The sequence below is a fragment of the Flavobacterium sp. ARAG 55.4 genome, from assembly GCF_051846875.1.
Classification (GTDB): Bacteria; Bacteroidota; Bacteroidia; order Flavobacteriales; family Flavobacteriaceae; genus Flavobacterium; species Flavobacterium plantiphilum.
Genome location: NZ_JBPYCT010000019.1, coordinates 31,583 through 44,605, shown reverse-complemented (window position 1 = coordinate 44,605; position 13,023 = coordinate 31,583). Strand labels below are relative to the sequence as shown.

8 protein-coding genes are annotated in these 13,023 nt (G+C 31.6%); 4 read left to right on the top strand and 4 right to left on the bottom strand.

Annotated features, from left to right (window positions below):
- Window positions 1–335: 335 nt before the first annotated feature.
- Complete coding sequence (locus ACSV4D_RS17295) at window positions 336–1,514, bottom strand: glycosyltransferase (RefSeq protein ID WP_439229254.1); 1,179 nt, start codon at window positions 1,512–1,514, stop codon at window positions 336–338.
- Between the two features lie 199 nt (window positions 1,515–1,713).
- Between ACSV4D_RS17295 and ACSV4D_RS17290 the strand changes: the two genes are divergently transcribed.
- Genes ACSV4D_RS17290 through ACSV4D_RS17280 form a run of 3 tightly spaced genes read left to right on the top strand, consistent with a single transcriptional unit; the run spans window position 1,714 to window position 7,575 of the window.
- Window positions 1,714–4,806, top strand: a complete 3,093-nt coding sequence (locus ACSV4D_RS17290; protein WP_439229253.1) for a hypothetical protein — start codon at window positions 1,714–1,716, stop codon at window positions 4,804–4,806.
- Window positions 4,803–6,038 carry a hypothetical protein gene (locus ACSV4D_RS17285; RefSeq protein ID WP_439229252.1) on the top strand — a complete coding sequence of 412 codons (1,236 nt, stop codon included), beginning with the start codon at window positions 4,803–4,805 and terminating at the stop codon, window positions 6,036–6,038. Before ACSV4D_RS17290 ends, ACSV4D_RS17285 begins: the two co-directional genes overlap by 4 nt.
- A complete protein-coding gene (locus ACSV4D_RS17280) occupies window positions 6,022–7,575 on the top strand; it encodes a cellulase family glycosylhydrolase (protein WP_439229251.1) in 1,554 nt (517 codons plus the stop codon). Before ACSV4D_RS17285 ends, ACSV4D_RS17280 begins: the two co-directional genes overlap by 17 nt.
- Here the strand turns inward: ACSV4D_RS17280 and ACSV4D_RS17275 are convergent.
- The 3 genes from ACSV4D_RS17275 to ACSV4D_RS17265 all read right to left on the bottom strand — a co-directional run bounded on the left by ACSV4D_RS17275 (window position 7,558) and on the right by ACSV4D_RS17265 (window position 10,426).
- Window positions 7,558–8,760, bottom strand: coding sequence for a glycosyltransferase (locus ACSV4D_RS17275; protein ID WP_439229250.1), 1,203 nt, complete (start codon window positions 8,758–8,760; stop codon window positions 7,558–7,560). The two genes, ACSV4D_RS17280 and ACSV4D_RS17275, sit on opposite strands and share 18 nt — an antisense overlap.
- A gap of 82 nt (window positions 8,761–8,842) precedes the next feature.
- A complete protein-coding gene (locus ACSV4D_RS17270; RefSeq protein WP_439229249.1) occupies window positions 8,843–10,117 on the bottom strand; it encodes a sugar isomerase in 1,275 nt (424 codons plus the stop codon).
- An 18-nt stretch (window positions 10,118–10,135) separates the two neighbouring features.
- Window positions 10,136–10,426, bottom strand: a complete 291-nt coding sequence (locus ACSV4D_RS17265; protein WP_439229248.1) for a hypothetical protein — start codon at window positions 10,424–10,426, stop codon at window positions 10,136–10,138.
- Window positions 10,427–10,577: 151 nt separating this feature from the next.
- Between ACSV4D_RS17265 and ACSV4D_RS17260 the strand changes: the two genes are divergently transcribed.
- Complete coding sequence (locus ACSV4D_RS17260) at window positions 10,578–12,638, top strand: tetratricopeptide repeat protein (protein ID WP_439229247.1); 2,061 nt, start codon at window positions 10,578–10,580, stop codon at window positions 12,636–12,638.
- The last annotated feature ends 385 nt before the right edge of the window (window positions 12,639–13,023 follow it).

Here is a 13,023-nt window from a genome sequence, read left to right as displayed (position 1 = left end):
AATAGGGTCACTAAACTTTCAGAGTTTTTATTTGTAACAATACAAATGTAGGGAAAAAGTATTTAATCTGATTGTTGAGAAAATACAGGAATTCGCAGATCTAATGTTTGCTAAAGGTTTTCAGGTATCAAGTATCATTGTGTTACAAAATCGAGCAATTTTTTACTAAAAATCTATAAATAGATAATTCAATGAATTTGAAAATTGAGGAGGAAAAATATGTTAGACAGCAATCCAATAGTTTAAATCGGTTTACTTTTATATTTGAAAAAAAGCTCCGATTATAAAAATCGAAGCCTTGATTTTTCAACTCACACACTTTTTGGGACAGTGTCTTATTTGTAATGAACAGCTATATGTCCTATTTGTCCAATGATTTTAAATGAATCTTTAAATGATAATTTAGAACCATCCATGTGAACCCATCTGTTTAATGGCTTTTCACAAATTAAATTAATCGCTTCTTTTTTGCCATAAATCTTTTTCATTCGCATAAAAATCTCCACATCAAAAAGCCATTTGGTCAAAAATCTTTTTTGGAAAGTCTTTTCTACAATTTCTTTATGCATGATTTTAGCACCACATTGAGTATCTTTAAAATCCATTCCAAGTGTTTTACGGATAATAAAATTAATTCCTTGGCTTATAATTTTTCTAGCGGATTCTTTTGCAATATCGGCACCCATTCTATTGATACGAGAACCGCTTACTATTTTATATTTAGAATTAGAAATAGTATTTACTAAATCATTAAAATCTTCAAAATTAGTTGATAGGTCAGCATCTAGAAATCCAATGTAGTTGAACTGATTGTCCTTTGCTAAATGCAACATTCCTAATCTGACAGCCTCAGCTTTTCCTCCGTTTTTTTCACAATTATAAACACTAATTCTATGTTCGTTTCCTTTGCTTAATTCTTGCAAAACACTTAAGGTATTGTCTTTGCTACCATCATTTACAAAACACAAATGGTATCCTAAGTTAGAGTGAACAAATTTCTTAAACTCTTCACTTAACAATCTTTCCTCTTCATTATAACATGGGATCACAACACCAATACAGTTGTTTTGAATCATTCTATTACTGTTGTCAACTTGCGGTATTGTATTAGAACCTGTTAATCTTTTTACTCTTGCACCAATTTCTCCTAGACTTAAAGGTTTTTTCATGTAATCAGAAACTCCTAATTCAAATCCTTTTAAGATAATGTCTTCATCGTTATTTCCAGATAAAATCATCACTGGAGTATCGTGTTTTTTAATATTTTTGATATATTTTACAATTTCCAATCCAGCTGCTGTATCATTAACAGTAAAAGGTAAATCTTTAGCATTTTCATCTGCCAAAACAGGCATATTAATATCGGCAATTACAAGATCTGGAGAAAAAGCATCATATTGAGCAATGGCATCAAAAACATTATTAGAGCTTTTTACTTCATATCCTAAATCAGTCAAACATTTATCTAAAGATAGTAAAACTAGTTCTTGATCGTCTATAATTAGAATTTTCATATTGTTATATTTTAATGTTAATTATTTTTTGAGTTGTTAATTTGATACAAATATATAACAAGCCTAATATCAGATTTTTAGATATTAGATGAATGGTCGGATATGTTGCGATGAATGGTTGTTTTCTAGAGACACATTAAATTCGACAGTATGTAGTTTATTTTCTATATTTACAATACTGATAATCCATTAGAAATAAGTGCAAGAAAAGACCAATAAATATTTAATCGTTGCCCTACTTATAGGAGTAGTATTTCACTCTAGTGCTATTTTCTTCACTTTAGAAAATACATACGATGCATTAATACATTTATTTTTTGCCAATCATTATGCACACAGTTGGTTTGAACCCTGGAACTACAGCTGGTACACTGGGTTTACCGTTATGGGTTATCCGCCATTAGTACATCAAGCTATTGCTTTATTATCTCTTATCGGTGGTTTAAAATTTGGCATGTTTAGCGTGGCTATTATTGGAATCATCCTCTTTATCACTGGAGCGTATCGATTTTCGCTATTAATAACAGGAAACCGAAATGTGGCAGGTTACACCGCTCTTGTTGCTGTTTTCTCCTCCTCATTTGTAGAAACTTTACATATTTTTGGGCAACTGCCCAGCATCATTGGAGTCTCCATTTTAATGCATTCTATGCCTGAAATTTACTTGTGGATAAAAACGGGTAAATACAAATATTTTTTCACATCAGTTTCTTTACTAGCAGTTACCGTGTGTTCTCACCATGTTACTCCTATTTTTGGAATGGTCTTTTTTATCTTCCCTTTAATCGGGATGGTAATTATGGACACTTGCAGAGAAAAAGCATCTAGTTTTAAAGAAGTTACTTTTAAGCTTTTTTTTAAATCTTTCCTTAAACTTTTTAAAAGAATTGCCCTTTTTGGAGGTTCTTCATTATTCTTAATTATATTCTGCATTTTACCCTATTGGATTAATTCCAAAAAAAATCCGATTACACAAGTTCCTATTCCACACGGAAGTCGGGATAATTTTATTGAAGTTACCTCGTCTGGATTGATGTTTTTTTTAATTCCATGGGGCGTTTTATTGTTTCTCCTACCGTACTTATTTTACCGCTATTATAGCAAGCGTTATTTATTTTTTGGGCTATCCTTAACCTTACTGACCATTTTAGGAACAGGAGGTACAACGCCTATTCCATTAATGCTCTTAGGTAAAAATGCTTTTAATATTCTAACTTTAGACCGCTTTACTTTATGGGCTTCGATTATGAGTTTACCTATGTTTGGTGAATTTGTCTATCGCTTTGTAGAAGGTGATTTAAAACAAGCTATTCAAAATAGATTTGGACACGTTTATCATCGAATTGTAGGCGGATTTATAGCTGGCTGTTTTTTATTAATGGCAGTTTTTACTATTACGCTGGGTTATTTTAGACCTTTTCAACCACAAAAAATCAATACTTTACCCATTGTTAATTTCTTGAACCAAGATCAACACGATCAATGGCGTTATTTACCGTTGGGTTTTGGAGACCAAATGGCGACATTGTCCTATCAAACCAAAGCCTTAACGGTAGATGGCAATTACCATTCGGCTAGGCGACTTCCTGAACTGACTTCAAGGGCAGTTGAACGCTTAGAGAATTCAAAATTTAGAGGTTTGGAAGGAATAGGTTCTTTGCAGCAATTCTTGACTGTTCCTGAAAAATACAATTTGAAATATGCCTTTTCGAATGATAAATTTTACGATCCCATTTTGTATTTCTGTGGCTGGCACCGGTTGTCCCAACTAGAAAATGGTATCATGGTTTGGGAAAAATCGAATGTTCCTCCATTATCCAAAATACTTCCTTTTGAAGATGTGCCTGTTTATCAAAAATTAATGTGGGGAATCATTCCCGTTTTAACAGTTATTATTGCTTTTGTTTTAAACATTCAAATGATGTTCTACCGAACATTAAAATTAAAAACTATCCCAAAAGCTGATTTTTTATTCTTTGCCATTCCTTATCAAAAATTCTCCAACAAACTCATTATTTTATTACACCTTTGGACGGCAATATTGTTAGTAATTATTGCTTTTTTTGCATACCAATTGTATAACAATATGGCTACTCAAATAAGTCCAAAAAATGTGGTAAAATCCTATTATGACGCCATTGATTTTAAGGAATTTGAAAAAGCCTATTCCTTTATAAATCCCGAAAGTCACTTATCTATTGCACAGTTTATGCTAGAAACCTCAGTTGCCGATGGCGTGCTCAACTCCTACGCTAAACTGGATGCTATTGATATAAAAATCCTTAAATCCAGTAAAAACAAAGCAACTGTTTTAGCCAAAACCAAATGGATTACACCCTTAGAAATCATTAAAAAAGACTATATTCATGAAGTAGAAAAAATAGGCAACCACTGGTTTATTATTCCTAAAAAATTAGATTCAGATATTCCTCCAAACCAATTTATTTCTAATGCTATCACTCAATTTTTCAAACAAGGTCGAAGAGTCATTTCTACCCAGCAAACCTATCATGACGATGTTTTAAAACAACCAGTATTAGAAGTAATTTCGGCATCATTAGTACAATTTGGAAAAGAGTATGTTGTTATTGGCGAAGTACAAAATGTCGATAATGTCCCAGCTGATGTAGTTTTAAAAGCGACTTTGTATGATAAAAACAATAGTAAACTAGCGTCACACAATGCTAAATTTGTCATCAAACACAAGTTGATGCCCAAAGAAGTTACGAGTTTCCGAGTGAACTTTGAAGATATTGCATGGTTAAAAAATAATGATGTAAAACCTACTACTTTTAATCCTAATGAATTCACTCCATTGGATTTAAAAGGAATCCCTGTAACTTTTAATATTCAATGTGCTGGAAATGTAGCCATCACCGATTTATATACTCAAGTCGCTTTATCTGATTTGGCAATTCAAGGCAATACCATCAACGGAACCTTATTTAATTTTGGCATTCAAGAAGTCACTATTCCAGAGTTGTTAATTTCTTATTATAATGCTAATAAAAAACTCCTTTATGTAGATCACTTCTTTGTTCGCGAAGGAGTTCGAGTACAACGCAAGCAATATTTTGAATACCAATTATTAAATTTAAAAACTGTAAAACCTATAAAATCATCCTTAGAAAACTGTTTTGTAAACGGAATTTCGAATGCTGAAATCTCCAAAACTGTAGTTCCAAACCGTGATTTTAATCAAGAATACGAACAATTGCAAAAAGTAAACGGCAACGGTTTTAGTTACATTAAAATGGAAATCAATAATTATATTGGAAACCCAAGACAATGAAAAAAACAGCTTACATATTAGCTTCTCTCTTTATTTTATCGCTCCTGGCATTTGGGACAGCTTTGTCGTATTCCAAAAAAAACGAAATCCATTTAGAAACCAAAACTTCCCTGTTTATTGCTGGAAATCCCATACAATTAGTTTTTAAATCTGATTCCAAAACGGATAAAAAACAGCTTTATATAATTCATTCGTATGGCAAAACACTTTTAGAAAGTAAAAACCAAAACGGCAAAATTACTTTTGAAATTCCAACAATTTATACGCAAAAAACTGGAGTAGTTTCCTGGTTTTTAATTGGAGATGGAAATTCAGCAATTAAAGGATCTTTTGAAATCATTCCGAACGACAAGACCAAAACTCAAATTGAAAACTATTTAGGGCCGCGAAGTATTTTAGCTGGTGGTTCTGAATTTACGATGATGGTCACCGTTCCAACCGATAGCTATGACAATCCTAAACAGGAAGGAACCGAAGTAGATATTAAAGACCAATTTTTAAATGCTGTAAATGCCGAAACAAAGAAAACCAAGAATTTTATCATTTGGAAAAACATATATTCCAATAAAAAATCAGGACAAATTTTAGCTTCCACAACAAGCCAAGGAACCGCTAGCAAAGAAATAGAAACCGAAGTATATCCAAATATCGCTACTGATTTCACTATTAGTTATTCCAGAAATCACGATTATGCGGATGGAAACCAAATTACAACCATAAGCAGTTCTATTATCAAAGACCAATACGGCAACATTGTTAGTGATGGAACAACGGTTTTGTTTAGCATCGAAACCAAAAATAATTTGTTCTTAAAAACAATAGGAACCACCATAAACGGAATCGCTTCTGGACAAATTTTGCACCCAGATCATCCAGATACTTATACCATTACAGCTTATATTACTGGAATTGCTAAAAGTAATCCGATTATTCTGAGTTACAAACCCATTATTTCGTCATTTAGCTATCGGTTTTCAAATCATAATCGTCAAATCATTGTTGGACCACTAACTAGTTTTATGGGACAATTAGTTCCTGACGGTATAAAAGTGACTGCGAAAATATATACTAAAAATAAGCATATTGAAACTTTGATTACTGATAGTTCAAGAGGAATAGCTACATTTAATCTTCCTGTTGAATTTTATAAAGAAAAAGCATATTGTTTTGAAATTACCACTTTGGGAATAACCCAAAAAACTGAAACCAAAAATTATGACACTAGTAAATAATAGAAATATCTATCGCAGCATTCTTATTGTGTCATTTATTTTGGTAAATGTATTAATCCTTTTAGGCATCAATAAGACACTTACTTTTTTAAACACGGGAGCCGATAGAACTAAGATGCTACATCTGGAAAAAGAAACCATCAATACCTATCTACCAAAAATCATTTGGGAAAAAATGAACAATGAAGGTAGAAAAATGGAAGCTACTACATTAAAAGAAATCGAAAAAGATTATTTGTTTTCGTGGGTAATTAAAAACAGAGCCTTATTAAGCAATTCCAAACAAGGAATTGAAGATTATTACACTCAAAATACCCGTAAAAATTTATACAATACCATTGATTACAACCTTAAAAACGGAATTACAATAGAAAGCACTACACTTGAGCACAACCCAAAACTAGAATTTTATAGTGCCGATGGTCAGCAGGTTATTTTTACCGATAAAAATGTAGTTGAATTTCAAAAGGTTTACCAGCAGGAAAAACTTGTTACAACGGTTCAAGATACGGCAACTTACCGAGTGATGTTATTGCTGGAAGATGGATTTTGGCGTGTTAGACATTTGCAAAAAATGGACAAAAACATCGCTATTATTGATACCGTAAAATCCAATGGTGTTTTCACGGTTAAAGGTAACTCTATCTTGAAAAACAAAATTCTGTTTACGATAAAAGGAATTAATTATTATCCCAAAAATTCGGCTTGGGATACTTTTGGACCGTTGTTTAATCTGGATACCATTTCAAAAGATTTTGATATTATTAAAAGTGCCAAACTCAATTCGATTCGTTTGTTTGTGCAGTATGATGATTTTGGTAAAGCCGATATTCGAAAAGACAAATTGGATAAATTAAAAAAAATTATTGCTTTGGCGGAAGCCAAAAAACTATATGTAATCATTACGCTTTTTGACTTTTACAGTGATTATACTTTAGAGAGCTGGACACTTACTCACCGACATGCGGAAACCATTGTTACTGCTTTCAAAAACAATAAAAACATTATTGCCTGGGATATTAAAAATGAACCCAACTTAGATTTCGAAAATAGAAAAAAAGAAAATGTGCTTAGTTGGTTGGATCACATGATTTCGGTTATCCGAAAAAATGACCCCAATCATTTAATTACCATTGGATGGTCTAACTCATTTGAAGCAACAAATTTAGCTGACAAGCTAGATTTTGTTTCCTATCATTTTTACAATGCTATTTCCGATTTAGAAAAAGAAAATATGGTTTTAGAAAAAGCAGTAAAAAAACCATTACTTATTGAAGAATTTGGAGTTCCATCTTACAATGGAATTTGGAATCTAAGAGGCTATAATGAAGAAGAGCAAGCCAATTATCATCAAAAAATACAAGCTGTATTCAAAAAGAATAAGCTTGCATTTATGTCGTGGACTTTATATGATTTCCCTCATGTACCCGATCAAGTGGCGGGAAAATGGCCTTGGCAAAAAAAGAGACAAAAGAAATTTGGTTTCATCAATGAAAACGGAACTAAAAAGCCTTCTTTTTTACATATTTCTAACTAGGTACTCTTCTAATTTATTGAATTCTATTTCATTAAAACTATGTAAATACATGTCTACAATTTTATCCATTGACAAGGCACTTGCAGCTTTATAATTTGTTTTAGCTAACTCTAATCGGTAGGCATCATTCTCTAAAATAGCCGCAATTGCATTAGCCAATGACTCTGAACTTTCTGGATTAAAAAATTCTCCTTTGTATCCTTCTTCTTTAACTAATAAGCTCAAATCTCCTAAATCAGGCATCACAACTGCTTTTGCATAACTTCCAGCCTGGTGCAATACTCCTGAACTCCCTGTTGTTGAAGTGTATGGGAAAACAACCATTGTGCTTTCATTAAAAATGGTAGCTACTTGATTTTCTTCCACATAACCTGTAAAGGTAATTCCTGGTACGTGAGCGTATTTTTGTTTTACTGATTCTAAATATCCAGGTGTATTTGGGCTATCAGTTCCAGCAATTACTATTTCGATAGCTTGGGTAGATTTTTGTCTAATTATTTCTACTGCTTCAATTAAAATTTCTACTTTTTTGTAGGTTCCAAATTTCCCAAAGGCCATTACTTTTTTTGGACCCTCTGGCAAATCAAAGTTTGGAGTAGTTGGTTTTTCAAAAGAACCATGAGGAATTAATGTTACGTTTTTACTATTGTATTTTTCATTTAAAACATCTACATATTTGCTAATTGTTACTGCAACCATATCAGCTTTAAGAATGCATCTAGTTAAGTTAGTACCAATGAAATTGTATATTTTGGCAGCCAATTTGTTTTTAGTAAATCCAGCACTTTCTAAATCTACTTGCTCTAAAATATTGTGCAATAAAACCATTGTATTAATTCCGAATAACTTTAAAAGCATTGGCAATAACAAACCTAAAGCAGCTGGGATTTTTTTGTCTCCAAATTTCACAAACTGAAGGTTGAATAAAACAGCATCTGGTTGCTCTCTTAAAACAGTTTTAATAATTCTAAAAACAGTTGAATAACTGTTAAAAGCCCAAGACTCTTGTACATTTACTTTATGACTGTTTTCAAAGTCCAATTGTTTTGGTTCTTTGGTTTTATCAGTTATCAATACCAATTCAGATACTTCCTTTTTTTGAACAAAATTTTTAACTAAGTGGTATCCGTATTCGTTTAATGTTACTTTACTTGGTGGGAACGAAGTTACTATAGCTACTTTCATACTCTGTTGTTTTTTATGTTAATTACAGTACAAAGATGTACAATAGACAAAGGGATTTTTGAGATTTTCGGTGAGTGGTAATTTACTTTAGACGAGTATTCTTTTTATTGTGATAAAAGAAAAATGACAATTGGAAAAATAATAAAGCAACCATCGCTATAATTTGCATTTCAACCACTTGCTCTAAAGAATTATGGAATAAAACAATCAATCCTATTTGCGTTAAGCCTATAATTCCTGAGACTACAACTGGAATGTATTGATTAATGGATAAGAAATAATACGCATAGATGTTTGCTATTGCAAAAATAGAAGTAGCCAAAGCGTATTTCCACAATAAGAAAGCAATAGGCAAATAAGCCTTCCCAAACATTAAATTCACTACCAATTGTGGGAATAAGAAAGAACCCAAAACGATAACACCAGAAAGTGCCCCAATGTATGCTACATATTTCAATAAAATAGGCTGTGTTTCTTTTCCTTCTTTTTTTAATTGAATCACTTTAGGCAATAACAACATTACAAACATCCAGGCTACAAAATACACTACTCGCCCAATAAGCGCTAACGAAGCATACAAACCTGCTTGCTCATTATCAAAGTAATGTTTTACCAAAATGATATCGCTATTGTTGATGATAATTTGTATCAATTCATAGAATGCAGTAAGCATAAAAAATGTTAGAATTGCTTTTTTATCAATGTTTTCAGAAGCTATTGCTACTTTAGATTGAAACGATTTTGAGATTCCTTTTTGAAATGGAAAAAGTCCAAAAACAAATGACAATGTAATTCCTGCAGCAACAATAATAGATGGTGAAACCGATGGCAATACTAAAACTGCAACAATGGTTAAGAATAATCTACTAGCCATTTCAGTTTGATAAGTAACCGCTAATTTATTCATTAAGTTTTTCCCTTGGTACAAACCGCGATTGACACTCATCAAGAAATACAACGGAATTCCTAAACCAAAAATAAAAAACATGGATGCCGTTTTAGTATGAAATACTTCTTGTAATTCCTGATTAAAAACCAATACTATTAATCCAATTAGAATTCCTGCAACTGCTGCATATTTAGTAATCATTCTGGTAAAAAGTGACAAACTATTATTTTCAAGCAATACTGCATACTTAGCTGAGACAATTTGGAATGTCATCCCAACAAAGGATAAAATCAATAAAAAAGTAATTAGAATAGCTGCATCCGAAAATGCTGCTGGACCTAATATTCTTCCTAATAACAAATTGTACAAATAGTTTCCTCCATTCACAAAAAGAATGGTTAGCATAAACAATTGTTCGGAACTTAACTTTTTAGGAATTGCAGGCAGTGTGTAGTTTGCAGTCTTCATGGTTTCTTTTTTAAAATTTTAAAGTAAAATAGTACTAGAATTTAATGCTATAAACTGATTGTTTACTTTGGCATTTTCACTTCCTATGATGTAAAACAGTTGATCACTAGAAATTGCCTTATTATAGAATTCAGTTATTCTCTTTACAGCATAATCATCAATAGCTAACACTTTGTTAAGTGTAATCACAACTCCTTTGGAATGTTTCATAAGTGTTTCAATATGATTGGTTAATGAGTCACTATTTTGCGAGTTTAAAAATCCTTTAATCTCATAAACTCCTCCGCTATATTGTATTTCGATTGCCATGATATTCTTGATTTAGTTGTTAATACTGACGCAAATATCTTTCGTTCTCTCATGAATTTCTTTTATTCTTCGATGAACTGCAGTTTGCTGTAGATGAAATATCAACTCTTTATCCCTAACTTGCATCTTATAAACCAAGAACCAGAATTACATGGAATTAATTAAAAAATCGATCCTTTTTACCTTACTAATTATTAGCGGTATGAGTTATGCTCAAGACATGAACAAAGGATTTAGCAATCTTGAAAAAGGAGAATTCGCTCAAGCGGAAGTGTTTTTTGAAAACATATTAAAAGAGTATCCTAATAACAAAACAGCTCGTTTATGTTATGCCCGAGCAATTGGTTTAAACAATCAAGCTGAAAAAGCTTTAAACATTTTCATTGCTCTAAAAAAAGAATATCCAAGAGATTTAGAAATTGAATTGAATTATGCTGAAGCTTTACTTTGGAACAAAAAATTTGATGAAGCTAAAGTATTTTACAGCACTCTTGTTGAAAAAAATCCAACGAATTTTGTGGCACATCTTGGTTATGCCAATACTTTATCCAACCTAAAAGAATTTAAAGACGCCTTGTTTTATGTAAACAAAGCCTTGGAACTTTCGCCTGCTAATCCTGGAGCTTTAGTTTCAAGAAAGTATATTAAACTAGGTTATGCTAATGAAAAAGTGAATCAGAAATTATATGAGGAAGCAGAAACCTTCTATAACGAAATTCTAGTTGATTTCCCTGGTGACAAAGAAACCTTATTGAATAAAGCCAATTTATATTTAATCACTAAGAATATTACAAAAGGAAAAGGAACCTACGCTGTTTTAGCCAAAGAAAACCCTATTATTGCTTTAAATGGTTTGTCATTAATAGAGCACCTCGATGAGAAAAATAAAAAAGCATTAGCAATTTCTGAAGAAGCAGTACAAAAAGCCCAAGGAAATAGCGATGAAACAATTGTAAAGCAAACTCAAGAACGTTATGTTCAGGCTTTGATTTGGAATAAGAAATACAAATTGGCCGAAGCCAAAATAGAAGAACTAAATACAAAGTATAAAAATGAAAATTGGCTTTTGGCTTTATCGGCAACCTTGGCTATTTATCGTAGTGATTTTAAAGAGAGTGTTGGGTATTATTCTACTATTTTAGAAAATGATTCCAAGTCTTTTGATGGAAATCTCGGAATTGCGAATGCCTACTACGCTTCTGGTGAAACGCATAATGCACTTGATGCAGTTGCAAAAACATTGGTAATTTTCAAGAATCAAAATGACGCCGTTAATTTTTTAAAGAAAATAGAAGACCAATATACACCAAAACTAGAAAAAAAATTGTCCTATGCTTTTGATAATGGTAAAAATACTGCCAAAGCATCGCTAACAACTATAACCTTTCCTGTTTCAACAAAATGGGCTTTTATGACCAGTTACCAATACAGAGAAACCGAAAACACCACTACAAAAGCCAGTGCTAAAACCAATGATTTTGTTGCAGGTATCAACTATAAATTCCACCCAAAAATAGATTTCACTTTTAATGCGGGAGTAACAGCTGCAAATTCTAATAACAACAAATACAACCAAGCATTACTACATACTTTCTTCAAAATAAAACCTATGAAATTGCAAGATTTAGAAATAGGATATAAAAGAGAAATGCAAAATTTTAACTCGGATTTGATTGACAAAGAAATTGCAGCCAATCATTACTATATGAATTATAATTTAAGTACCAATTTTAATTTTGGTTGGTTTACCCAATATTTTTACACCTCACAAACCGATAACAATACACGTAATTTACTCTTTACTTCGTTCTATTATAACTTTATGTCTAATCCCGTTTTAAAAGGCGGATTGAACTATCAATACATCAGTTTCAAAAACCAAGTTCCTAACGATTATTTTAGTCCCAGTAAGTTTAATGCAGTAGAAATCTTCTTAGAATTATTAAAAGATGAGCAAATTACTAAACCTAAATCATGGTTCTACAATATCAATTTAGCAACAGGATACCAATTTATTGAAAACAACGACAAGCAATGGACATATAGAGTGCAAGCCAAATTAGGGTATAAATTTTCAGATCGTTTACTGGCTAATATTTATGGTATTAAAAGTAATATTGCATCGGTATCTGTGGCTGGGTTTACCTATACCGAAATGGGTTTAAGACTACGCTGGAACTTATTTGACAAACCTATCTTTAACTTAAAATAACCAAAACCAATTTAATATCTAAGAAGACTGTTTCATACATTCTGAAACAGTCTTCTTTTTGCTCTTATATTTTCCATTTATAATCTAATATTCCTCTTATTGAAGGAACAATAGTTTGATTTATTAAATAAAAGTGGGCAGACTCTTTTTTACAATCTTTACTATTTATTCTTAGCAACAATTTTACTCAATCAAAACTGCAAAACAAATGATATAAAATACCAAGAATACTTCATTTATTCCAAACTAATCATTTAACTAATTTCAAAATCAAAACCTCATCAAACAAAAAAAACACTGCTCAATTAAGAACAGTCTGGATAAGCATTAAGAATTTCAGATTTTAAAAAGAACAAGAATCATTTCATAATTATTGATTTATTAT